Annotated in this window: 23 protein-coding genes; 9 read left to right on the forward strand and 14 right to left on the reverse strand. The window is 52.3% G+C overall.

Annotation, left to right across the window (positions count from 1 at the left end; translation table 11 throughout):
* The 3 genes from VMX96_07380 to VMX96_07390 all read left to right on the forward strand — a co-directional run.
* Positions 1 to 550: hypothetical protein (locus VMX96_07380; GenBank protein HUU63718.1), on the forward strand; the 550-nt coding region annotated here is incomplete at its 5' end.
* 151 nt (positions 551 to 701) lie between these two features.
* Positions 702 to 1,049: an endonuclease domain-containing protein gene (locus VMX96_07385; protein ID HUU63719.1), complete on the forward strand. Its 348-nt coding sequence runs from the start codon at positions 702 to 704 to the stop codon at positions 1,047 to 1,049.
* A gap of 111 nt (positions 1,050 to 1,160) precedes the next feature.
* Positions 1,161 to 1,652 (forward strand): dockerin type I repeat-containing protein, encoded by a 492-nt coding sequence (locus tag VMX96_07390; protein HUU63720.1) that lies wholly within the window; start codon positions 1,161 to 1,163, stop codon positions 1,650 to 1,652.
* 93 nt (positions 1,653 to 1,745) lie between these two features.
* On the opposite strand, the gene VMX96_07395 is transcribed toward VMX96_07390, so the two are convergent.
* Both VMX96_07395 and VMX96_07400 read right to left on the reverse strand, forming a co-directional pair.
* A complete protein-coding gene (locus tag VMX96_07395; GenBank protein HUU63721.1) occupies positions 1,746 to 2,216 on the reverse strand; it encodes a PaaI family thioesterase in 471 nt (156 codons plus the stop codon).
* A gap of 98 nt (positions 2,217 to 2,314) precedes the next feature.
* Positions 2,315 to 4,522 (reverse strand): molybdopterin-dependent oxidoreductase, encoded by a 2,208-nt coding sequence (locus tag VMX96_07400; GenBank protein HUU63722.1) that lies wholly within the window; start codon positions 4,520 to 4,522, stop codon positions 2,315 to 2,317.
* Positions 4,523 to 4,833: 311 nt separating this feature from the next.
* Between VMX96_07400 and VMX96_07405 the strand changes: the two genes are divergently transcribed.
* The 4 genes from VMX96_07405 (at position 4,834) to VMX96_07420 (ending at position 7,961) form a co-directional block, all read left to right on the forward strand.
* Positions 4,834 to 5,682: a histone deacetylase gene (locus VMX96_07405; GenBank protein ID HUU63723.1), complete on the forward strand. Its 849-nt coding sequence runs from the start codon at positions 4,834 to 4,836 to the stop codon at positions 5,680 to 5,682.
* A gap of 66 nt (positions 5,683 to 5,748) precedes the next feature.
* Positions 5,749 to 6,498 (forward strand): histone deacetylase family protein, encoded by a 750-nt coding sequence (locus VMX96_07410; protein ID HUU63724.1) that lies wholly within the window; start codon positions 5,749 to 5,751, stop codon positions 6,496 to 6,498.
* Between the two features lie 204 nt (positions 6,499 to 6,702).
* Positions 6,703 to 7,344: a CocE/NonD family hydrolase gene (locus tag VMX96_07415; GenBank protein ID HUU63725.1), complete on the forward strand. Its 642-nt coding sequence runs from the start codon at positions 6,703 to 6,705 to the stop codon at positions 7,342 to 7,344.
* A gap of 47 nt (positions 7,345 to 7,391) precedes the next feature.
* On the forward strand, positions 7,392 to 7,961 hold the full coding sequence (locus VMX96_07420) for a nitroreductase family protein (protein ID HUU63726.1): 570 nt from the start codon (positions 7,392 to 7,394) through the stop codon (positions 7,959 to 7,961).
* Positions 7,962 to 7,990: 29 nt separating this feature from the next.
* Here the strand turns inward: VMX96_07420 and VMX96_07425 are convergent, their stop codons facing one another.
* A complete protein-coding gene (locus VMX96_07425; GenBank protein ID HUU63727.1) occupies positions 7,991 to 9,505 on the reverse strand; it encodes an NAD(P)/FAD-dependent oxidoreductase in 1,515 nt (504 codons plus the stop codon).
* A 226-nt stretch (positions 9,506 to 9,731) separates the two neighbouring features.
* Here VMX96_07425 and VMX96_07430 point away from each other — a divergent pair, with 226 nt between their 5' ends.
* A complete protein-coding gene (locus VMX96_07430) occupies positions 9,732 to 10,967 on the forward strand; it encodes an acyl-CoA dehydrogenase family protein (protein ID HUU63728.1) in 1,236 nt (411 codons plus the stop codon).
* Positions 10,968 to 11,440: 473 nt separating this feature from the next.
* Here the strand turns inward: VMX96_07430 and VMX96_07435 are convergent, their stop codons facing one another.
* From VMX96_07435 to VMX96_07485, 11 genes are all read right to left on the reverse strand, one after another.
* On the reverse strand, positions 11,441 to 12,391 hold the full coding sequence (locus VMX96_07435) for an NAD(P)-dependent oxidoreductase (GenBank protein HUU63729.1): 951 nt from the start codon (positions 12,389 to 12,391) through the stop codon (positions 11,441 to 11,443).
* 11 nt (positions 12,392 to 12,402) lie between these two features.
* A complete protein-coding gene (locus tag VMX96_07440; GenBank protein ID HUU63730.1) occupies positions 12,403 to 14,613 on the reverse strand; it encodes a molybdopterin-dependent oxidoreductase in 2,211 nt (736 codons plus the stop codon).
* A 62-nt stretch (positions 14,614 to 14,675) separates the two neighbouring features.
* A complete protein-coding gene (locus VMX96_07445) occupies positions 14,676 to 15,248 on the reverse strand; it encodes a 4Fe-4S dicluster domain-containing protein (protein HUU63731.1) in 573 nt (190 codons plus the stop codon).
* A 4-nt stretch (positions 15,249 to 15,252) separates the two neighbouring features.
* A complete protein-coding gene (locus tag VMX96_07450) occupies positions 15,253 to 15,726 on the reverse strand; it encodes a VOC family protein (protein HUU63732.1) in 474 nt (157 codons plus the stop codon).
* Positions 15,727 to 16,170: 444 nt separating this feature from the next.
* On the reverse strand, positions 16,171 to 16,659 hold the full coding sequence (locus tag VMX96_07455; GenBank protein HUU63733.1) for a Zn-ribbon domain-containing OB-fold protein: 489 nt from the start codon (positions 16,657 to 16,659) through the stop codon (positions 16,171 to 16,173).
* A gap of 13 nt (positions 16,660 to 16,672) precedes the next feature.
* The gene (locus VMX96_07460; GenBank protein HUU63734.1) at positions 16,673 to 17,839 is read right to left on the reverse strand and encodes a thiolase family protein; all 1,167 of its coding nucleotides are present in this window, start codon (positions 17,837 to 17,839) and stop codon (positions 16,673 to 16,675) included.
* Between the two features lie 45 nt (positions 17,840 to 17,884).
* Positions 17,885 to 19,021, reverse strand: coding sequence for a thiolase family protein (locus VMX96_07465; GenBank protein HUU63735.1), 1,137 nt, complete (start codon positions 19,019 to 19,021; stop codon positions 17,885 to 17,887).
* 42 nt (positions 19,022 to 19,063) lie between these two features.
* On the reverse strand, positions 19,064 to 19,540 hold the full coding sequence (locus tag VMX96_07470; protein HUU63736.1) for a Zn-ribbon domain-containing OB-fold protein: 477 nt from the start codon (positions 19,538 to 19,540) through the stop codon (positions 19,064 to 19,066).
* A gap of 116 nt (positions 19,541 to 19,656) precedes the next feature.
* Positions 19,657 to 20,088, reverse strand: a complete 432-nt coding sequence (locus tag VMX96_07475; protein ID HUU63737.1) for a MaoC/PaaZ C-terminal domain-containing protein — start codon at positions 20,086 to 20,088, stop codon at positions 19,657 to 19,659.
* A 111-nt stretch (positions 20,089 to 20,199) separates the two neighbouring features.
* Entirely contained in the window at positions 20,200 to 20,595 is a 396-nt protein-coding gene (locus tag VMX96_07480) for a DUF2752 domain-containing protein (protein ID HUU63738.1), read from the reverse strand.
* On the reverse strand, positions 20,576 to 20,938 hold the full coding sequence (locus VMX96_07485; GenBank protein ID HUU63739.1) for a DUF4234 domain-containing protein: 363 nt from the start codon (positions 20,936 to 20,938) through the stop codon (positions 20,576 to 20,578). The genes VMX96_07480 and VMX96_07485 overlap by 20 nt, the downstream gene beginning before the upstream one ends.
* A gap of 522 nt (positions 20,939 to 21,460) precedes the next feature.
* Between VMX96_07485 and VMX96_07490 the strand changes: the two genes are divergently transcribed.
* The gene (locus tag VMX96_07490; GenBank protein HUU63740.1) at positions 21,461 to 23,923 is read left to right on the forward strand and encodes an ATP-dependent Clp protease ATP-binding subunit; all 2,463 of its coding nucleotides are present in this window, start codon (positions 21,461 to 21,463) and stop codon (positions 23,921 to 23,923) included.
* Positions 23,924 to 24,459 lie beyond the last annotated feature (536 nt).

Here is a 24,459-nt window from a genome sequence, read left to right on the forward strand (position 1 = left end):
TGCCGTGTGTTTCGATGGGGCCAATATCTGGGTGGCCAATGAGTATGACGGCACTGTGACCAAGCTCACGGCATCTAGCGGTAGCCTAGTAGGCACCTACAGTGTCGGTGATTATCCCAGTGCCGTGTGTTTCGATGGGGCCAATATTTGGGTGGCCAACTATTCGGATGACACCATGACCAAGCTCACGGCATCTAGCGGTAGCCTGGTGGGCACCTACAGTGTTGGCGATGGTCCCCGAGCCGTGTGTTTCGATGGGGCCAATATCTGGGTGGCCAATAGGGATGATGACACCGTGACCAAGCTGAGGGCTTCAGACGGCAGCCTGGTGGGCACCTATAACGTCGGCTCTACTCCCTGGGGCGTGGCCTTCGATGGGGCCAATATCTGGGTAACCAACGCCCTTGACGACACCGTTACCAAGCTGAGGGCATCCGACGGCAGCCTGGTGGGCACCTACAGCGTCGGCTCTACTCCCCGTGCCGTGTGTTTCGATGGTGCCTATATCTGGGTAGCCAACTATTCGAGTAATACCGTGACCAAGCTGTAAGGGCACGGAAGTATATGAAGGAGTGCGAAATGAGTGTCCTCCCTCCCCTTGAGGGAGGGAGTTAGAGGGAGGGGAAGTACCGGCACCCTCACCCAACCTCTCCCTTCAATGGAGAGGGGCAATCATGACGGAGGGGCACACTGGACTAGCAATGAGAAAGAACAGAGACCTGGCAAATCTTGCTCGCGAACTCCGCCACAAACAAACTGACGCGGAAAGGGCCCTCTGGGCGAGGGTACGGAACAGGCAGCTGGAAGGTGTCAAGTTTCGAAGGCAGCAACCTATAGGCCCGTACATCGTCGATTTCGTGAGCCTGGACAGAAAGCTCGTAATCGAAATCGACGGTGGCCACCACAGCGAGGAAGAGCTGAGGGAAAGCGATCAGAAGAAGTCAGCGTGGCTGGAAGAGAGGGGCTATGAAGTGCTTAGATTCTGGAACAACGAGGTTATGAGGAACATGGAGGGTGTTCTGGAGAAGATGCGAGAGGCGTTAGGATGACGGCTCACCCTCACCCAGCCTCTCCCTTCGAGGGAGAGGGACTGCTGGTTCTCCCTCCCCTTGAGGGAGGGAGTTAGAGGGAGGGGGAAGAACTCTAGCAGGGAGTATGCTATGAGAAAGAGAAAGTTTATCTTAATCGGAATCGGAGTGCTGGTGTTTACGCTGCTCGCGGGGACGGTCGCCCTGGCGGCGGTAAACTATGATATAGAGCCGCAGGTAGTCTCCACCGGCGGGGGTGAGCGGGCTTCCGATAACTATATGATACGCGACGTCGCCGGGGAGTCTGCCGTGGGCATCTCCCAGAGCCAGAACTACCTGCTGCGAGCGGGCTTCCCGCTGCCTGCGGTTGTACCATCCCCCACTCCGACGCAGAGACTTGAAGGCGATATCCACCCGCTGGGCAGCGGCAACGGAATCATCGACTCGGCAGATTTCCAGCTAGTTGCCCAGCACATCATATGGACCATAACGCTAACCGGCGATGATTTCCTCGCCGCCGATGTGAACGATAGCGGCACTATAGACTCGGCCGACTTGCAGCTTGTGGCGCAATACCTTATCGGGACGATAACAGCATTTCCTGGAGGAACGTACATTCCCTAAGAAAGGAAATCATGCTAATGGCAACCTGCACATCGCCAGCGCCCCGCAATTGAAAAACTGTAAGACTGATCCCCATGTACCAATTGAAATGTCCTACTCGGGTATTAAATGCTCCGGCACCTGAATAGCCACCACCTCCCCACGGGCGCAGACCTCTCCCTCGGCGGACAGTGTCGCCGCAACAACAACCTTCCGGCCCTTGATCCCCTTGACTGATGCCCGTACCTGAAGCGGAACACCCAACGGGGTTGGATGCAGGTAATCGACATGCAATGAGCCGGTCAGAAAGCGTAGCGGCGGCTCGGTATCCATATCGCGCCCATCAGCGCGATATGCTGCCGCCGACGCTGTGCCGGTGCAGTGGCAGTCTATGATTGAGGCGATCAGACCACCGTACACGTATCCGGGAATAGCCATGTGGTACGGTTTTGGATGGAAGGTGCACACAGCCTCTTCCCCATCCCAATAGCTCTTGATCTGCAGCCCATATTCATTCAGGTGACCGCAGCCATAACAGTGGCTCAGATGATCCGGGTAGTAATCCTGAAATGCCTTCTGGTTCATACAACGGTCCTTTCACCATTCTTTGCCATATCTATGGTATACACCAAGTACTATTAAGCTCTCACAGACCTTATTACATTCAACCAACCACGATTGCTCTATACCCTTTCCACCTCCACCAGGACATCATAGAATGCAGCATTGGGCTGGAGTATATGCTGTTGAACCGGGTTTATCATGTCATGGGTTAATAGGTTGAGATGACCCTCGATATACTGACCTGGCCACCATCCTTCCGTTATGTTAACAACACCTGGCTTTATCCCGGTGCTTAGCTCCGCCCTCGTCTTGAGCTGCCCGCGGTCATTGAAAACACGCACAACGTCTCCATCGACGATGCTGCGCGGTTCAGCATCCGACGGATTTATCTGCAGAGCAGGCTCAGGCACTTTTTTCAGTAAGCTGGGGATATTGGCCAGGGTAGAGTGCACGCGGCTTTCGGGGTGTGTCGATAGCAGAGTAAGCGGGTAGCTCTTTGCCTTCTCACTGCGAGCGCTTTCCACCGGTTCCAGGTAAATCGGTAATTCCTGACCAAATTGCTTTATGCTTTCAACGTAAAACTCGACCCTGCCGGTTGGCGTCCCCAGTTGTTGCGGACGCTCCAGTGGTTTTGCCATCACCGGACCCTGCTTCAGCCTCTCCACCGAAACACCCTCCATCGTAGGGTGGCCAGATGCAAGGATTTCCTCTATGTATTGCTCCTCGGTCTTATCGAAGTATTCACCGTACCCCATCTTCCGGCCCAGCTCTGCGGCTATCTGGAAATCCGATCTGGACTCATAAAGCGGCTCTATCACCTTCTGCTGTAGCTGCAGATAGGGGTGCTGGAGATCGGCCCGACAAAGGTCGGTGCACTCGAAAAAAGAAGCTACCGGCAGCACATAATCGGCATATTTGGCTGACTCGGTCATGAAGAGGTCGCATACGACCAGAAGCTCCAGGTTGGGCAGAAGCTCGGAGGTCACCCGGTTAGTATTGGGCATTTGGGTTACCAAGTTATGCCATGTACACATTAGCGCCTTTATGGGAAAAGGCTCCCCTTTGGTAATGGCATCATGAAGCAACATCAGAGGAATGCTGGTGTAAGGCCCACCCGGCATCAGGAAGGGATGCGCATTCAACACAAAGGAGGAAGGTCGCCTGGCATCGATATTGCCGGTGATTGCCGCCAGCGTGTTTATCGCCCGGCAAGAAAGATCGCCATAGTAACTCCTCTGCATTCCCCACCCCCGATAGATCGAGGCCGGCTTTTGCGTGGCATAGTCGATCGCCAGGCGCCCGATGACATCTTGCGGGACATCCGTGATCTGTGACACCCATTCAGGTGTGTATTCCCGTACCATATCAGCCAGCACTTGATACGCCGGCCGGCACTTTATGCCAGAAACGGTATAAACACCGGTGATTGCCGGAGTTACACCAGGGGTATCAGATGGTTGTGCTCGATCGGCACTCTCGTTAAATACCATGAAACTCCGCCCGCTGCCACCCTCCACCAGGTCACCCTCCCTCAGGAATAGGCCGTTATCGCCCCTCACCAGCAAAGGGCCAACGGTACTTTCGGCTATGAATCGTTCGTCCTGCAGCCCATGCTCCAGGACAAGGTTTATCATGCCCAGTGCCAGCGCCCCATCGGTTCCAGGCCTTATCGGCACGTGCTCATCGGCACGGGCGGCTGTTTCGCTGAAACGGGGGTCGATAACGACCACCCTGCAGCCTTTTTTTCTGTCCCTGGTAATCCTTCGCATGAAGGGATAAACGGTTACCGCCGGATTATAGCCCCAGACAATCGTAAATCTGGGATCGTTAAAATTTCTAAGGTACCTCTCCCCCATAGGCGAGCCGAAGGTAGCCATGTCGGCGCAGGGGCCAGCGGCATCACCACAGCCCCACCAGTCTACCCAGGTCCCTTTGGTCAGGCTTATCAGCCTGGAATAGCCGCCTCCGGTCAGGTTTGATAGTATTGGTGCCGTCCAGGCAACCGAGGTGGAACCATACTTCGTGGCTATCCGCTGCAGCTCAGCCACAATGCTGTCCAGCACCTCATCCCATGATACTCTCCGCCACTCTTCCCCTCCACGTTCCCCTACGCGCTTCAGGGGATAACGCAGCCTATCCGGGTGGTAGACCAATTCAGATGCTGCCAGCCCTTTCTCGCAGGCTCCTTTATCAACCGGATCGGGAAAATCGGCGGGGCGGACTTTACTGATAACGCCGTCTCTTACCTCCACCGATAGCCCGCACCTTTGGTAGTCAGGCACCCCACACACAGTTCGTACGGTTACTTTTCCACCTTTACCACCCATAATCTACCTCCCATCACGTCATGACAACTAGTTGTGACCACGCATATCTCCCCGGACCGTTTCCGAGCATTAGCGATGCGCCGATACGCGGTGAGCACAGTTTACCACACGAAAAGGTGAGGCAACAAACAAGTGAATTGTTCAATTTTGTGCACCACAAATGTTTAAAACTGAATGGCGTGTGCATTCAGTGAATTTCAGGATGCAGCGCCAATGCTATTCTACGCTTGACCACAACTGCTGTTGAAGGCTAATATACCCGTGGTAACCGGGTCTAATCCGGTCAGCCGATTTGTAAGGGTTTACTACCTGTGAGTGCAACTGGTATCTTCTTTCACTACCAGGATGGAGAAAGGCTTCGGGACTTCCCCCAGGCGCTCGAGGGGATACTTTCCCGGGATAACGTCTTCTTCTACGATGCTTTTTACCCACTGAAACCCCCTTGCTCTTTCGACCTGGATCCTATCCCCATCGATGTTATCGGCGAGGTTCATACCCCTGAGATGATTGAGCGGGTAAAAAGAAGCGCCGCCTATGAAGGAGCGCTGTTTTCGGCCTCCGGCACCGTAGCGGCGGCCTTAAGGATCTGGAAGGGAGAGATAGATAGCGCCTTTGTATTCACCGGTTATGGGGACCATCATGCGGGGAGTAATTCCTTTGGCGGGGGGTGCTATTTCAATGGGGCGGCTATTGCCATCCGCGAGCTAAGGAAGCGCTTTGAGGCGCAAAGGTTCGCTATCATAGACACGGATGCCCACCACGGTGACGGCACCTGGGAGATTTTTAACAATGATCCCGATATACTATACTTTTGTTTCTGTTCGGGCAGCTACCAGGAGAAGAACAACAAGGTGAATGTTCAGGTACCCTGGAGGGTGAGCGATGAGGAGTATCTGCGTCTTATTAGCCAGAGTTTCTATCCCAGGGTGGAAGCCTTTCAACCCGAGGCTATTTTCTGGAACTGGGGCTATGACGGAACGCAGGGCGAGTATGGCGACATCGGCCTTACCCCCGACTCACACGGACTGTTCGCCCGGGAGATAAAACGGGCAGCCGACCAGCTCTGCCACGGCAGACTCATCGTCGTCCTTTGCGGTGGAAGCCGACGTGACCTGGCTCGCCGCCTCATCCCGGAGGTCATCCGGGTGCTTGCGGAATAGGGACAGTTTGGCCTCCTGCGCGCTTTGTTTATAAAATGATAAAATGTGTAATAGGGGATTGAATAGATGAAGGTTATTTACCACCCGCGATATGAAGAGGTTTACAGCAGTGACCCTGCAGCCACAACGGGGAGAATGGAGAGCGTCCTGAAGGAGGTCTCACCCCATTTTGAGGTGGTCACGGCGGAACCGGCAGCGGTGGATGACATATCGCTGGTTCACTCCGATGAGCATATACGGGATATTCAGAGGAGTGGCCTGACCTACGAGGTAGCACTGTTAGCAGCAGGAGGGGCTATCAAGGCAGCGGAGCTGGCAATAGGTGGCGAGCCCGCCTTCGGGTTGATAAGGCCGCCGGGGCATCATGCAAGCCAGTGCCACTGCTGGGGGTTCTGTTTCTTCAATAACATGGCCATATCCATTGCCAGGCTTAGAAAAGAGGGCAAAATCGATAAAGCATTGATACTGGACATAGACCTCCACTTCGGAGACGGTACCGATAATATCTTCCGTGGTGTGCCAGAGGTGGTCTACTTCCATCCCGAGGGTAGAGATAGAGAGGAATTCGTGGATACCATTTCGCAGGTTCTGGACCGTGCCAGGGGGGATGTAGTGGCAGTCTCAGCCGGGTTCGACCGCCACGAGCAGGACTGGGGTGGTCTGCTCAAGACCGAGGACTACCAGAATATCGGTGCTCTGGTAAAGCGATTTGCCCAAAGGGAGTGCCATGGCAGAAGATATGGCATGCTGGAAGGGGGCTACAACCATGATGTCCTCGGAATGAATGTCAGGGCCTTACTGGAGGGGATGAGCTAGTTGTCGCATCGGCCTGACCACTCTATCTTGGATATACCATAGATTCTGCGTCTTTTTCTTCTATAACAGGCTGGATCGGACCCCACTTCCCCCTGGCGCCAGCGATTGCTCGGTTCCTGTCGAGGCGGTGGCATCCATATCATTACGGTTCCAGCACACAAGGATCCGCGACTAGCGAAAAAGGTTATATCAAGTGCTGAAAAAATGAGAGAGGTAATAACGGAGTTTCACAGCGGCGATCTTACCCTCGAGGGGGTACTTTGTATGCCGGAAGAAGGCGGTCCTCTACCGGCAACAATAGTCTGCCACCCCCACCCCCTCTATGGTGGCAGCATGGACAATAATGTGGTGAATTGCCTCTGCAGCGCACTCAATGCAGAATCGTTTATCTCATTCAAATTCAACTTTCGCGGTGTAGGTAGAAGCCAGGGGGATTTCGGTAACGGGGCAGGCGAGCAAGAGGATGTCAGTAATGCCATTTCCTTTGTAGCTACGCTGAGCCAAGTTGATCCCGAGCATATTGGGCTCATCGGCTATTCAGCCGGTGCCGCCTTCGCTTTGCCCGTTGGATGTAAGGATTCCCGGATCAAGGCCCTGGGTGCTATCTCGCCCCCGCTTTCCATGTTCGATTTTGAGTTCCTGAAAGGCTGCGTCAAGCCAAAAATCCTGATCTCCGGAAGCAGGGATGATTTTACGCCTATCGGCCGCTTCGTTGAATTTTGCCAGAACCTTCCTGGTCCCACAGAGTATGATTGCATAGAGGGGGCTGACCATTTCTGGTGGGGATATGAACCTGGACTGGCTCGAAAAACCGCCGCCTTCTTCGCTAAAACTCTGAGCCGGTAACTAAAATATACGGTGCGCTCTGATAGATAATAACTCGGGAGGTTATGATGATAAAAGACTTAATAACAAGGAACCGGAGCTACCGGCGGTTCTATCAGGAAGTCTCCATTGAACGTGAGACACTGAGAGAACTGGTTGACCTGGCAAGACTGTCGGCATCGGCAGCCAACCTGCAACCCCTGAGATATATCCTCTCCTGCGACCCGCAAAGGAATGCCCTGATATTTTCACACCTCGCCTGGGCACGTTATCTACAGGGCTGGTCTGGTCCGGGCGAGGGGGAAGAGCCATCGGCATACATCGTTATACTCGGAGACACAGAGGTAACCCGGTCATTTGGCTGTGACCATGGTATTGCTGCTCAAAGCATACTTCTGGGCGCAACTGAGCGTGGTCTGGGCGGCTGTATGATTGGCTCAATAAAGAGACAGAAGCTGCGCCAGGCTCTCGATATACCTTCCCGCTACAAGATACTTCTTGTATTAGCCCTTGGCAAGCCCAGGGAAACGGTTGTTATCGACACAGTGAGCCCTGCTGGGGATATCCAGTACTGGCGAGATAGTAATGGCATTCACCACGTGCCAAAGCGACACTTAGATGACATCATTGTTGGTTAGATATGTACCGGGTTTATATAAGTTGATTCCTATTTTCTCAATATTTCTTCAGCGCAGGAATAACCACCTATTATTACACCCGAAAAACCGTGGCTAGGCATAGCCCACGCCGAAGCAAAGTAGAGGTTCTCAATGGGTGATTTTCGTTGTATTCTTTTTCTTCCCACCTGTTTTGGTATTTGAGCAAAACCATATGCTGTCCCTTCAGGATTTAGGGTGTAGCGCTTGATGGTTTTCGGAGTTCCAACCTCGTATAATTCTACTTCCTCTTTGATGCCCGGTATCAGTTTGTCCAATCTCTCAATAAGTACCTGTGCCACTTCTTTTTTCTTTGCCCGATATTCTTCTTTGCTCAGACCCTCCCAGTCAGAGAGGTAGTCAAGAGTACATATAACACCCAGACCCTTGTTTTCGGGGGCTAACTGGGAATCTATCTGGCTATAGTCGACGAAAACAAACCACCTCTTGGACCAGTCTGCCCTCGAGCCTTCTACCAGGTCCGATTGACTTGATACGTCTCCTCCCGCCACAAATGTAGAATAGCATTTGTTTCCCAACTCTTTCGGTGGCCTCTTGAAGCACAGGTAGACTGAAATAAGTGAACAACTGATCTCTTGCCCTGCCACAACTGATGCTAACTTATCCCTCGCCTCGGAGGGTGGCAATAGCTCATTTAAAACGTTTGGAATAGCCGCATTTGCTACAACAAAATCGCCGAAAGCTTCTTGCATTTCCGTATCTTTACCAGAGGTTTTTCGATATCGAACCCCAATGGCCTTGTTACCCTTTGTAATGATTGAAGTAACTAAATGCCTCAGAAGAACTTCCCCTCTATTGTCTTCAATTACTTTCGCTAAATAATTAGAGAGCTTCTGTGAACCCCCTTTAATGAAATGCCCTCCGCCGGAAAAATAGCCTCCCTGAGCCGCCGAATAGACTAACAGGGACATGGTATAAGGATTGTCATGGTAGTAGCCCAGATTTGCCAACAGCACCAGTTTCAGGTCTTCGTCCTGTATGACTGAGTCCAGGAATGGTCCCAGTGTTGCATTCTCCCGCAACATAACATTTCTAAAAAATATCGGAAAGACTGGAAGAAGAGCGATGAACTTCCATTTTTCTCTCGGCAGTCTGCCCACTTCTTTGTGGATACCCATGATAACTTTGAAGAATCTCCGAATGCCCCTTTCTTCATTAGGAAATCGTTTCACCAGGACATCAATAGCTTCCCGATAGTCATCAGGCACCACGATGTCGACTCTGGGATTTATATAGCGATAAAACTCAGGAACCCTGACAAACTCAACATTGTTAAAAACGCCTAGGTCTTCAAAGATTTTGATCTTCGGGTCATTTTTATCCAGGCCATCCATCTCATGAAGCCCAACCTCCACATTAAAATCCCTCCGTTTAAACGTCGTTGCACAACCTCCGGGGACAACGTGCTGCTCAATCAGCAAAACCTTCTTCCCTTCTTTTGCAAGCTTAGCACCAGCCGTGAGACCCCCGAGCCCAGCTCCTATGACTATTGCATCATATTGCATGATGACCTCCCTCGAATAAGGTTTCTAAGCAGTTCCCCTGCATGCCTCGGTTAATATATATACACCGCTTCGAAGTACTTTGCAATAGAGCGCTTGCGGCATTATACATATCTCGGTAGAATACCTCAAGCAATACGGTAATTGTTAGTCAATATCCAGCACGGCCGGGCTGGCTGGTGGAGTAGGGATACCGGCACAAGTAAGGTGAATGAAGGAGGAAACGGACATGATTGAAGCAATGCTAAGTGAGAGCCAGAAGAGGCTGCGTGGCGAGGCGAGGGATTTCGCCAGGGCTATACCCCGGCAGTTGATACTGGATATGGATGCCGACAAGGTGAGGTATCCCAGAGAGTTCCTGGAAGAAGCAGCCGGGAGAAAGCTGCTCGGCCTCCGCTTCTCCCAGGATTACGGCGGCAGGGGGTTGAGCTGGGGAGACGAGATAATTGCCCTCGAGGAGATCGGGGCACTGCCCCTATCCCTGGGCTGCCTCTACTCGCTGGTGAGCATCTGCGGCGAGGCTTTCCATGCCTTTGGCAGCGAGGAGCAGAACCGTAAATACCTCCAGCCCACTATCCAGGCCAGGCTTTGCTGCGCTGAGGCGCTAACCGAGCCCCGCGGCGGCTCCGACTTTTTCGGCGCCACCACCATTGCCCGCAAGGACGGCAGCCACTATCTCCTAACCGGGCAGAAGCGATTCGTTGTGGGCGCCGAAGGAGCGGACTACTTCCTGGTCTATGCCAGGACCAACACGGAAGCCCCCGGTCGAGAGTCGCTTAGCCTGTTCGTAGTGGAGAAGGACATGGGTGTGGAGGTCAAGCATGTTTACGGGCTTATGGGGACACGGGGAGGCGGAACCGGGAGGATACTGTTTCGCGATGTCAGGGTACCCGAGGAGAACATCATCGGAAGGGAAGGTCAGGGTGGGGAGATATTCTACCGCATGATGATTCCGGAGAGGATGACCAGCGCCGCCGGCATCCTGGGGATGGGGCGTAGCGCTCTGGAGATCGCCGCCCGCTACAGCGATAAGAGAAAAGCCTTCGGCAGCAGGATCAGAGATTTTCAGGCGGTTAGCTTCAAGGTCGCCGATAGCGTGACCAAGCTCGATGCGGCAAGCTCCCTGGTTTACGCCACTGCGATCACAATCGACCAGGGGCTCAACCGCAGACTGGCACGGCGCATGGTCTCCGAGGCCAAGGCCTTCTGCACCCAGGTTGCCTGGGAGGTAGTTAACGATGCCATGCAGATCCTGGGTGGTATCGGCTACACCAGTGTGTATCCCATCGAGCGCATGTTGCGCGATACCAGGCTGGCCATGATCTGGACCGGCACCAACGAGGTGATGAACCTCATCATCCAGCACGAGTACTACCGTGACCTCCTGTCCCGGGGCGACGAGGGCCGGGATGTGGAGGCCGATGCCCTGGAAGCAGAGGAGTTGGAAGAAAAGGTCTACGAGTAACTGCTGTCTTTGACGGACTTATCCGGAAACCTAACCTCTATAGGTTTGAGCCGATGCTCCAACATACCCATGAAAAGAGCCCCCTTTTAACTCTCTCTTGGATCATGGTTAGTTCGAATCCATAATGTTGGAATCAATGGGCAATACAGTGAACCTTTAAAAAATTTCATTCGGTCTTCCCACCCAACATTCGCGATTTGGAGATACGACTATTCCAACAATACGTTTAGACGGACAGGTAAATTGGATAACTGTTGCTGTTTCCGGGAACAGTTCAGCTAATCGCTATAGCTCAATCGACTGCTTATACCCCTTGAAAGTGTAGCTGGAATAGGAAGAGACTGCTGAAATAGTCTCAATCAACCCCCTAATCCCCCAATCTTGGGGGACTTTTTAAAGCTGGGGGACACCCCCAGACCCCCGGCCCCGATTATATCGGGGCACCTCTTTTTCAGCGATCTCTTGAAGTATGCCTATTTATTAGCCTGTAAATAGGGTGATTTCTTGAGCATGTTGCGGCGGTAAAAAGGGCGAAACAGCCGCACCCAGTACCTGCGGTAACCCACCATTGAGGGCATCTCACGGGCAAATTCCTCGAAGGAATGTCGCTGGTAATTCAGCAGCCTCTGGCTCTCGGAGGTATCCATCCAGACAGTGTAATAAGGTTTTGTGCTAAATGCTTCGTCAGGTAAATCCCCGATTCCCATAGCCTCCGACAGACTTCTGACAAAATCTCGGTAGTAAATCTGACTACCCTGGCCACTGCCGATCAGCAAGATTTTTCCCCAGACTTCATCACCGTTTATAGCGTTAGCCAGTGCCAGAGCTACATCCTGCGGATGGAGAAACTGCATCTGTGTATCCTGTGGAACATGGAACACCCAGGAGTCTAAATTCAATACTACTGGTGGTACGACGCCAAAACGGAAGACGGCCCAATCCAACCCCGATTCCTGAACCAATTGTTCGCACTCCAACTTGTGCTGTGTGTAGTGATCCGTTGCTTCGACCGGATCGGAGACGGTACGCGGCAATGGGTTTGGGGGGTTAATACTAAAGACGCTGCTCGATGACGCAAAGATTATTTTGGGTGGCGGGTTAAGTGCTTTCATAGCACTCAGAATACTCTGGGTGCCTCCCACATTAATCTCTCTAGCCTTTTCGGAACGGTACTCAGTCATTGGCGGTAGAGCGAACGCAATGTGAATGATAATGTCCACGTGAAGCCCTACAGCGGTATTCACATCATCGGAGTTGCGTAGATCTCCCCACACTACCTCCACTTGATCTTTGAACCTCTCAGCCTTTCTCTCGGTTGCCTCTGTTTTACGGTCAAAACATCTCACCTGATGCCCTTGATCAAGCAGTTTTTCAACCACATTAGGACCTATGTTTCCAAACGCACCCGTTAGCAGCACTTTCACTTGCGTCTCTCCTAGGCTTTCTCGAACTGCACCAGGGTTGTGTTGGAGCAGTATGCCCCTCCCGGCGAGTGCTCGTCTTTGGTGAGGACGTTGCAACACCCTCCCCGGTCGACACCTTTCTCATCAGGATCATACCAGGCACCCTGGGGGATATCGACTACCCCGGGCATGATCCTCTCCGTTACATGAGCGGGAATGACCGTCTCGCCTCTACCGTTGAACACCCTTACTATGTCTCCGCTTTTAACACCTCTAGCCTGAGCATCAGCTGAGCTAATCCGTATTGCCTGGGTCTGAAGCTCCCTCAGCCAGGGCAGGTTGTCATACTGGGAGTGCGCCCGCCTTTTAAAATGCGTGGTGACGAGCTGAAGAGGATACTTTCCCATCAGCGGATCATTGCGGCTTTCCCATGTCTCAATATACTTGGGAACGGGTGGCATCTGAGGGTCATTCATGTCCGCCAGTTGCTGAGAGTAGATCTCGATTTTACCACTTGGGGTGTAGAAAGGGTTATTTGCCAGGTCATCGATCTGCTTTTTAAAGGCTACGTGGGGCTCGGGAAGCTGGAGCTTGTGGATCCCGTTCTTTTTAAAGGCATCATAGTCGCCGATGTGCTTACTACCGGCGACCATCTCCCGCAGCCATTCGTCATCCGTTTTGTCATTGTAATCAGCTATACCCAGCCTGGCTGCCAGTTCAATGCATATATCCAGATGACTTTTCGATTCTCCTACCGGATCAATGGCTTTATTCATGTACCCGTAGAAGCCTGTTGCTCCGTCAAGAGCCATGTCATTCTTCTCTACGGTGGTAACTGTAGGTAGCAAGATATCAGCAAACCTGGCTCCTGCTGTCATAAACTGCTCGAAAGCAACAACGAATTCAAGGTCTTTCAGGGCTTGAACTGCCTTATTAATATTAAGGTACTGATTAGGGTAGTTAGTATCTACCAGGTAGAGTAGCTTGTAGTCAGCGGGATAACCGCCAGCTTTGCCTTTTAAAATGGCGTCTGACATTTTGGCCACATTTACCTGGCCCCTCCTCATGGCTACACCATGGCTGGGGAGGGCATTCTTTCGGGGCGGGGCGTCATATTCAACCGGGTTGCGCGGTGATCTCATACCCCGACCCAAACTAAAGTATGCAATTGGGCCGGCTGTAGGCCACGACCTCCCTCCTGAACTCCCACCATGGATGCCGACATTGCCAGTCATAGCTGCCAGCACCATGGCTGCACGGTGGTATTGCTCACCATATGCAGTACGTCCTGGCCCGATGCCGGCGATTAATGCTGCCGGCCTGGTAGTGGCATATTCCCTTGCCAGGCCCTCTATCGTGGTGGATGGCACACCGGTTATAGCCTCAGCCCATTTAGGGGTCTTAGGTACACCATCCTCTATACCCATAACATAGTCCTTGAACCGGTCGAAACCAACAGTGTAGGAATCGAGGAATTGTTGGTCGTAGAGGTTCTCATTAATTATCACTGAGGCCATGGCTATCAGCATGGCAGCATCGGTGCCAGGTATTATGGGAATCCACTGGTCGGCAAAGGTAGCGGTAGAGTCTGTGTATCTGGGATCAATGGAGACAATTCTAGTGCCCGCCTCCCTAGCCTGAGCCAGGTACCAGGAGGTATTGGTATTCTGTATGGTGTTTGCCGGGTCCCATCCCCACATGATTATCAGGCGGGAATTTAGCAGGTCGTCCCTTGTATTGCCTGTGTCCACCGTGCCATAGGTAGCTAGCTCAGCAAAGAGGCCACCATCGAAAGAAAAGGTGCCCCAGACATCGGAGCAGCCTCCTATCATGTTAAGCACCTTATAGTGGCACATGGCATTGTGTACAACAGATGTATCTCCACCCGACCATTTGAATAGAATAGCTGCAGGACCATAAGTTTCCTTAACCCGGTTCAGTTCCTTGGCTACAGTGTCCAGTGCCTCATCCCACGATATCCTCTCAAACTTACCCTCTCCCCTTTCGCCTACCCGTTTCATAGGATATAAGAGGCGGTCCGGGTTATAGACTCTCTGTCTTAAGGCTCGGCCCCTGAGGCATGCCCTGAATTGGGGCTCTTCTCCATCGTCGGTCTCGATTCTGGTGATTTTACCATCACTGATATAGAGCTTGAGCAGGCAACCCCCACCGCAATGACTGGTGTGGGTGGTGTAGATTACCTCTTCAGTCATATCTGGACTTTTACTGGTTTCTGCCCTCATTCTTGCTTCCTCCGATGACCTTTTGTCTCAACTATCTAGAGTATGAGACTATTAAAACCTAACTAACGGCGAGATGTAGTATATTCAGGCTTGGGCTTGAATATCGCGGAGGGCTTAATACTGTCATTATAGGCTAAACCTACAGCCTCTCTTACCTGTCCATACTTAGCTTCCAATTCCTCGAGCGTTCCCGCATCTAGTGCTCGCATGGGGCATCCGGCCACGCAAATGGGCTGCTTGCCCTCTGCCCAGCGCTCCAGGCAGAGGTCGCATTTCTGCATCTTGGCATTATCCTCAGCACCGAACTGCGGCGCGTCATATGGGCAGGCTTCGAGACATAACTGGCACTTATCCTTTCCCAGGCAGGTAGCACTATCAACCACTACTATGCCGTCTTCAAGGCGTTTGACTATGGCATCCACCGGGCAGGCTGGCACGCAAGCCGGTTCAGCACAGTGATAGCAGTGTATGCCCAAGAAGGCAACAAATGGGTGGGGATATTCGCCCCGCTCTATGGTCGCTACCCTCATCCAGCTTGCCGGCCCCGCCGATACATCGTGCCAGTCCTTGCAGGCCACCACGCAGGTATAACAGCCGGTGCACCTGGTCTGATCGAAAAAGAAGGCTAGTTGCATATCTTTATCCCCTGTCACGCTTCTTTATCTCAATTAGCTCTATCATGAAACCGCCAATGCGGTCGGTGTTCAGGTAGGCGAACGATACTCCAACCTCAGGGTAACTATGCTGAAATACTGGCTCGATACCATCCTTAGCAAACCTGGACAGCGCTTCATCAATATCGTCCACCCGGAATCGCAGATGCTGCAACCCCTCTCCCTTTTCCTTTAGAAACTCGGTGTGGGGTGTTTCTCCTTCCAGCACCTGAATCAGCTCGATCTCGATGGGGCCTGAGCGGGCGAAGGCCAGCTTCAATTTGCAATCGCATTTCTGTCCCCGATAGGTAGCTCCCTTCATCTCAAGCTCCAAAACATTAAATGGTCCCCAGCCAAAGGTAGAGCTATAGTAATCCATTGCCCGATCTATATCCTCTACCACAATGCCTATCTGCTCCACCGGGGGTAATTCTACTGTTGGTTCCTTTTGTGTTGCCATCTCTCTTTATCCCCTTTCTGATATTTTTAGGTAAATACCTCGGCCCTTGCCGCAAAACTACCGAACGCTCAAGCTCACAGGCATTAGCTATTTTTCAGCTCACCCGAAAGATTATAACACTACAACTCTGATTTTATCGCAAGGTGTGCTCAGGCGGTGGGGAAGACGGCAGAGATGGTAGCAGAGATCATATCCGGAGAGGAATAGCATCTGACCTTCGTTTATATAAGATCCAGGCGTCTCTTGCCGCAGAATTAAACATTGCTCTCATGCTAACTGGTGTGCAAAGTAAACCTGGAGTCAGGTAGCACTCAATTGACAATTTGTGCTACTCAATTGGAAAATGTAAAGAAAAATTGCCTCTGGACCATTATTCTTAAAAGCTGTCTTTTCGGGCTGTATGACCACTAAAAGTGGCAGAATCCTTCTACAACTGACCTTAAGCTACCCTCCATCATCTCCGATAATAGTGAAATGGTCGATGTCATGGAAGTAGTCACCTGTCCTATTATCGCTAAATACCGCCTGCACCCGCATACCGGCCGCAATTTTCTTTTCATCCGTCTCATCGAGGCAATGCACAATGTTGGAATCGGCACCGTCAAGCCTGATATACGCTGCCGTGTACGGAATCCTCTTCGGCTCCCCTTTGGTTGTATCAATATAGGGAAAGTTCGTTACGGTGAAGGCGAGCAATGTCCCTTCGTCACCCACCTCCGTGAACTCTTCCATGGTTACGAAGCAGTCGCGACACACCATACGTGGCGGTACGTAAACTTTACCGCAACAAGGACACTTCACCCCGACTATCCGCTTGTTATCCCTCAGCTCCTTTAGGAACCTGCTATAGTAGAAACCGGCGTGATAACTGTACGGCATATCGGCAGTGCACTTTACACTGAGCGCCTCGGTTTCCATGCTCTTCCCTTCCATAGCGAACTCACCTCTAATTGAGCTGAGGCGATGAACTGATCACCGTCACATCGGACCAGAAACACCCGCCGAAACCGGTGGCAACGGCCAGCTTCGCCCCCTCCACCTGCTTCCGCTCCGCCTTTCCCATAACCTGCAGTGCGGCTTCCCCTATTCTCAACAGCCCGGTGGCGCCAATGGGATTGGTTGCCAGTACCCCGCCCGAGGGGTTTATGGGAAGCTCGCCACCCATTTCCGTCGCCCCGCTCCTTATAAGCCCCGGTCCTCCCCCCTCCTCACATATCCCCAGTGCCTCCATCCAGCAAACGCCTGCCGTCGAGGCAGGTATGTAAAGCTCCGCCACATCAAACTGTTTGAACGGGTCAGTGACTCCCGCCATCTCATAAGCCTCGCGTGCAGCAACCTCCAGCGAGGGCAGGTTCGCCAGCCCGATTCCATCGGCCATGTGGACCAGAATATGGCAATCCCCCACTCCCAGTACCCAGGCAGGCCGGTCAACAATCTTCCTCGCCTTGTCCCCGCCGGCAAATACAACAGCGCAGGCACCGTCAGTCCGGGGACACATGTCGAGAAGCTTGATAGGGTAGGAAATGTATTGCGATTTCATTACCTCCTCAACGGTTATCGTCTGCCGGAGATGGGCATAGGGATTGTATCTCGCTGCATTGTTATGGTCTCTCACCGAGACCAGCGCAGCATCCTCCTCGGTAGCGCCATACTTGCTCATGTAGGCGGTATACTGCGCCGCCAGCGGGCCAATCGCTCCACCGGCGTACTCCCTCTCGGTGATGGGGTCGAAGCAGGTGGATATGGCTGCAGTGGTGTCGGATTCGGAGTTCTGCTCCCAGCCGATGGCCAGTACCGTATCAAACAAACCCGATGCCACGTGATAGAATGCAGCATGGCCTACCGCGCTACCCGTCGTCCCTCCCGTGGTTACCTTCATGATCGGCTTCATATAACCACCGGAACCATCCACACTCCACATATCCACATAGTTGATCGACTCGAAATGGTCCATGTTGCCAATCACTATTGCATCTATATCCGCCATGGTGAGCCCCGTGCTTTCCAGGGCCCTCTTAACGGCAACGCATATCAGTTCCTGACCCTTGTACTCCTTATTCTTACTTTTATGATGGGTTTGACCCACCCCTACTATTGCCACCCCGTTCTTCATGGCGTTAACGCTCCCCTAAAACGAATAGGTCACATATAATCCGATCTAGCTCTCGAGGACAAATACACAGTGTCCCTGCCCACATGCTCCCTCGATACCATGCGCCAATGCTACCTTCGCTCCCTCAACCTGTCTGGCACCGGCCTCACCCCTTAACTGCAGCACCGCTTCGGCAATCCGCACCAGCCCGGCAACCTGAACCGCATGCGCGGAGAGCACCCCTCCGGATGGGTTAACAGGCAAAGCGCCACCTAACTCGGTCACACCCGAATCCACCATGTTACCGCCTTCACCCCGCCCACACAGGCCCAGCCCTTCCATCCACATTAGCTCCATATATGAGAAAGCATCGTAGACCTCTGCCAGGTCAATTTCATCCATGGGATTTATAACTCCAGCCATTTTGTAAGCCCTTCCCGCAGCCGAAACCAGTGCATCTACCTCAGCCAGATCGCGATCCCCCAGATGATATGCATCGGCACAATGACCGATGCCCTTTATCCATATAGGCTTGCTGCACCTCTCCCCTGCTGTCTTCTCCTCTGTCATTATGATCGCGCATGCCCCATCGGAGATGGGAGAGGCATCAAGGAGCTTTATCGGGTCCGCCAGCACCCTGGATTTAAGAACATCTTCGACGGTTATATCCAGCGGCAATTGTGCGTAAGGGTTGGCCTTAGCATTTCCATGGTTCTTTACCGATACTTTTGCGCATTGCTCCTCGGTGACCCCGTATTTTGACATGTAACTTCTCATCTGGAGCGCCGATGAGCTTATGGCGTCAACCCCCAGGACACGTTCGTAGACAGGATCGAACATGGCATTGCTGATGACCTGCGGGATACCCTCAGAGATCTTGCTCTGCGCCACCACTAGTGTCACCTTGTGGAGGCCGGAAAGTATTCGCATAGCCCCCATGAGTGCACCGTAGGTGCCATCCCCTTCCACATTGGTGGTTGGTACCCGGTGGGAACCGGTTGCTTCCGTAATCGTCATGCAGGAGATGGTACGTCCATCCCAGAAATCGTTGCAGACAGTGATCGTATTATCAATGTCTCCGATGGTAAGCCCAGCATCCTCCAGTGCCTCGCAGGTAACCTGGTAGGCCATCTCAGCATGGGATGCCGGGTTGTATCTCCTATACCTGGTCTGAGCAACTCCGATAATGCCCACTTTATCCACTTTATAACTCCTAGCAAAGACGCACCTGGGCACGAGCACCGCTTAAGGCTCAAGAGGCTTGAAATACATAATATCCAGATAGTTACCTTCCCGAGCTTCACGAAACACAGCCTTTAACCTCATACCAACCCTGATATTATCCGGCTCAACCTCCCCCAGCAGATGCATTAGCCCGGTGCTCGCTCCATCCAGCTTTACTATGCCCAGGGCGTACGGGGGCTTCTGTGGCTGGATGCCCGGTACGGCATATCTTATAACGGTGTAGGTCAATAAGGTGCCGACGTCCCCGACCTCAACCCATTCATCTATAGCGCAAAAACACCGCGGGCAGGTCTCCCTGGGTGGCAAATACACCCGCTCACACCGGGGACATCTGGTTCCCCAGATTTTGCAGTTGTCCCTTATCTCCCGGTAAAACCTGCTCCCGACCCTTCCGGCATGCCAGGTATAAGGGAGCTTTATGCGGCTGGGATACATCAAAGTACCGCTGTCACCCAGTTCCTCGCTTCTTACCGCCATCCTTTGCTCCTTGCCGTTCCGGATTCCCGGACCCTCCCTTACCTGCCATGTGGCAGTTTCAGGAAGGCTGAATATATCACAATCCTTTCAGCCACTCTATTTCACAGAACTCGACCTCAGCTCGGTTTCCTGGCAATAAATACCTTTATGGTGGATACTGCCACATCCTCCCCTCGCTGGTTCTTAACCGACTGCTTCAGATTGACAACGCCACCCAGATCACCCTTATCCTGCTTGTCAACTACCTCCAGTTCAACGTGAATGGTATCGCCGATCTTGGTGGGTGCGGTAAACCGCACCCTGTCCATACCGTAGAACGCTATAATTGCCATCTCGTAAAGCGGCATGAGCCCGGTCGCCACCGAAAGCACCAGCATGCCATGGGCTATCCTCTCCCCGAAAGGGCCCTTCTTAGCATATTCCACGTCAGTATGAAGCGGATACCAGTCCCCGCTAAAAGCGGCGAAGTTGACAATGTCGGCTTCGGTGATCGTTCTCGCTCTGGTTACCTCCACATCACCGACCTGAATCTCTTCAAAATACTTCATATCGCCTCCCGCTGCTAGTACCCTTGGTATAAAACCTAGCGTTTAGCATTCTACCATTATCCTAAAAATCGCGCATCTCCAGCAAGACAATGGAATCAATTCCTTGATGAATTAAATGAATTCTTCTATCGGTATAATATTCCTTAAAACACAGTACGTCATCACCAGGAATAGTGCAGTATATCCAGAAACCTGTTCTATCCTTTCCGGCACTCGCAGCGGGATACGCCGCCCCGTAGTTAGATATACAATATCTGAGAGAAGGATTGCCATGAAGAAGAAGTATAGTGCTGGCGAGAATATATTGTAGTTAACCGCGGCGGCGAAATCACCGTGGGAGATAGCGTGAAAGGCTCTGGTCATGCCGCAGCCGGGGCATTCTAGTCCGGTCAGGGTATGAAACAGGCAAAGGCTGACCCCTTCCCCTTGCCAGAACCAGGCTGCGATAAATACTGCACCCAGGACGGCGATGCGTAGTAACCGTGTCTTATTTGCGCACTGTAGCAATCTTGTTTACTTCGTTCTGGATCACCGCTAGGCTGATTATGCCAAAAAATATGCCCACCAGAAGCGATATAAGAGAAACGTCATTTACCTCTATCCCTCTTTTCTCCTGAATCTCCACTATATATTTGGGATACTGGTAATAACAATATAAGAAGTATATACCACAGGTTATAAACCCCAGGAGAAAATCAATAACTCCATTTGGCTTCGTTCCACCCTTGAGCCGTTTTATATCATCAGCGAGAACAATAAACCAGTATATTTGGAAGAGGCCGCATGTGAGTACTGATAATACAATGTATAGAGGTATACCCCTCTCGCTTACCTTTGCCCGTTTAGCCATTTTTCTCCTTTCATAAGCCCAAATCTGCTAAAGCTACCTCAGGATATTACTTATTTAAGCTCATTCCTCCCCAACCAACTTTCAACCAGGTTGGAATCCTTATGTTATCACCAAACCTCCTCTGCTATTCTATTCCTTTATGATTTGGAATAATCGGGAGTTCTCTATCACTATTGCAGTGGCGTAAACCTCACCCCTTCGCTATTTGACCCAAATAGTATGCCCATCCCTGCTGATTGTCAAGCATGTGTAAGCTCTTTGCCTGTGATCTGCCTATGCATCTGAGAGGATTATCCTCAGCACCCCAAGAGACATCTGGTAGCCCCAAACGAAAACTCTCCCAGGAAGTAGCTGATACCTTCTTTGGCTTGCCTGTCCACCCCTTTTTCTGCGTTGCTTCTTTCGTCCGTGTGTAGCGCCCTTATCCCTGGATTGACACTCCGTATACTAAATACTCTTTTCATTTGGATAGTAGTGTGTTAAAATTATAATAGCTTCTAAATAGTCTTTTCGGAGAGGGAGATGCCCAGTAGATTTGAGAAGTTTACCGAGAGAGCTCGCAAGGTTCTCAGCCTGTCCCAGGAGGAAGCTCAGAGCTTCAACCATGACTATATCGGAACCGAGCACATACTGCTGGGTCTGGTTCGTGAGGGCGAGGGTGTCGCCGCCAAGGTGCTTATTAGCCTCGGTGTGGAACTGGATAAGGTACGCAGCGCTGTAGAGTATATTATCGGGCGAGGTGAAAAAGGCGTTAGCGGCGAGATCGGGCTTACCCCCAGGGCGAAGCGGGTTATCGAACTCGCTGTGGACGAGGCACGACGGCTTAACCACAATTACATCGGTACCGAGCATCTCCTCCTCGGGCTACTACGCGAGGAGGAAGGGGTAGCCTCTGGTGTGCTGGAAAGCATGGGCATCAGCCTGGACAAGGTGCGTGCCGAGACGGTGCGCATACTGAGTCAGAGCACGTCTAAATCTCATACTAGCATCCGTCCCGCCTCGAAGACCCCTACTCTGGACCAAATTAGCGTTGACTTGACCGATGCGGCTCGCAAGGGAAAGCTGGACCCTATTATTGGACGCAAAAAGGAGATCGAGCGAGTCATTCAAGTCCTCAGCAGGCGCACCAAGAACAATCCCTGTCTTATTGGCGAGCCCGGAGTTGGCAAGACAGCCATTGTAGAAGGACTGGCTCATCACATTGTCGCCGGAGACGTCCCCAAATCCTTGCGGGATCGGCGGCTGCTTACGCTGGACATCGGGGCACTGGTTGCGGGGACCAAGTATCGGGGTGAGTTTGAGGAACGGTTAAAGAAGGTCATCGATGAGGTAAAGACTTCGGGCAACTGCAGCCTCTTCATCGATGAAATACATACCATTGTTGGAGCTGGCGCTGCGGAGGGCGCTGTTGACGCCTCCAGTATTCTGAAGCCGCCACTGGCGCGCGGGGAGCTTCAATGCATCGGGGCAACCACCGCGGACGATTATCGAAAGCACCTGGAGAAAGACGCAGCTCTGGAACGCAGGTTCCAACCCATCACAGTTGAAGAGCCTTCAGTGGAGGAAACCGTGGAGATCCTGAAGGGTATTAAGAGCCGATACGAAGAGCATCATCAACTGACTATAAGCGATGAGGCCCTCGACACCGCAGCGGCACTGGCGGCAAGATATATACCCGACCGCTTCCTCCCCGATAAGGCTATCGACCTGATCGATGAGGCGTCTTCCCGGTTGCGGATCAGGCATCTCTACGCCTCCCCTAGCTTGAGTGATGCGATACAGGACCTGGAGACGCTGCGGCAGGATAAGGAGGCAGCTATCGCTTCCCAGCAGTATGAGCGAGCTGGAGAGCTACGGAATCGCGAGCTTGAGCTTGAAAAGGTAGTGAAAATACATGAGGAGGAGCAGCAGGAGAAACAAGAGTCGGAGCTGCTCGTGGTCACATCTGAGGAGATTGCAGAGGTGGTGAGTATGTGGACCGGGATCCCGGTCACCCGCCTGGCTCATGATGAGACCACACGACTGCTCCAGATGGAGGAGGTGCTACACCAGCGCATCGTTGGCCAAGATGAAGCGATTAACGCTATAGCTAAAGCGGTGAGACGGGCCCGGGCTGGACTGAAGGACCCCAGGCACCCCATCGGCAGCTTCATCTTTCTCGGCCCCACAGGAGTTGGCAAGACCGAACTGGTGCGGGTGCTCGCGGAATTCATGTTCGGGAGTAGAGATGCCCTTATCAGGCTGGACATGTCGGAGTTTATGGAGAAGCATGCGGTATCCCGCCTGGTTGGGGCACCACCGGGTTATATCGGTTATGATGAAGGGGGTCAACTCACCGAGGCAGTGAGGCGCAAGGGCTACTCGGCGATCCTTCTGGATGAGATTGAGAAGGCGCACCCCGATGTTTTCAATATACTTCTCCAGATCTTCGATGATGGCCACCTCACCGATGCTAGGGGAAGACGGGTCGATTTTCGCAATACCATTATCGTCATGACCAGCAATATAGGCGCCGAACTGATAAAAAGGGATACTACGCTGGGCTTTGCCACCAAGACCGATGAGGCGAAATCCCAGCAGCAGGTCTATGAGAGGATGAAGAGCAAGGTGCTCGATGAGGTGAAGCGGTTCTTCAGACCAGAGTTCCTCAACCGCATCGACGGTACCGTGGTGTTCCATGCCCTGAGCAAGGAGCATATCAGGCAGATCGTCGACCTTATGCTTCGCGAGGTCTGGCAGGAGCTTGAAGAGAAGGCTGTCAAGCTGGAGGTTTCCGACACCGTGAAAACCCTGCTAGGCGAGAAGGGCTACGACCCCGTCTTCGGTGCGCGCCCCTTGCGCCGTGTGATTCAGGATTTGGTAGAGGACCCACTTTCCGATGCCTTACTTCGCGGGGATTTCGGTTCTGGAGATACGGTGCTTTTAGACTGCGAGGATGATAAAATCGTGATTCGAACCCTTGAGGCGGCAAAGTCCTCTCCATAAAATACAGAGGGTGGGCATAGCTGCCACGCCTTGAAGGTATTTGATCAAGCAATCAGTCTTGGAAGCCAGGTCTTCTAAGGCTGGTTTTTTATTGCTTGCCTTATCCCCCCATCTATAATCTAGTTTGGATACATTAATAGGCCTATTTACCGTCATTGTATTGCATTCCTTCACCTGTTATCATAAGCACTCCGACCCATGCCCAAGCCTCGGCTGAGCTATCATATGTGATGAGGAATTTAATATTAAGCACAAGGAGGAGATTGCCCGCGCTGGCTCATAGTGGGAGGAATAATGGTCTAGTGATATTAGTCCCCATCACTTGGACCATCACACCCCATTGAGACACTTATACGTGCTCACCAGCCTCGATTCTTCTTCCATTGAGGCACAATACTTACTAATGTATAATACCTAAGACACACAAACATGGATAAACGGCGAAATTTCTCGTTTGTGTGCGATGTGGGTCTGTGGCTCAAGTAACGGCTTAAGAGAGGCCGCAATGAATAAAGGGCGAAAAGAGCGAAAATTCG

It is taken from the genome of Dehalococcoidia bacterium (assembly GCA_035528575.1).
In the GTDB taxonomy this organism is placed as follows: Bacteria; Chloroflexota; Dehalococcoidia; order E44-bin15; family E44-bin15; genus DATKYK01.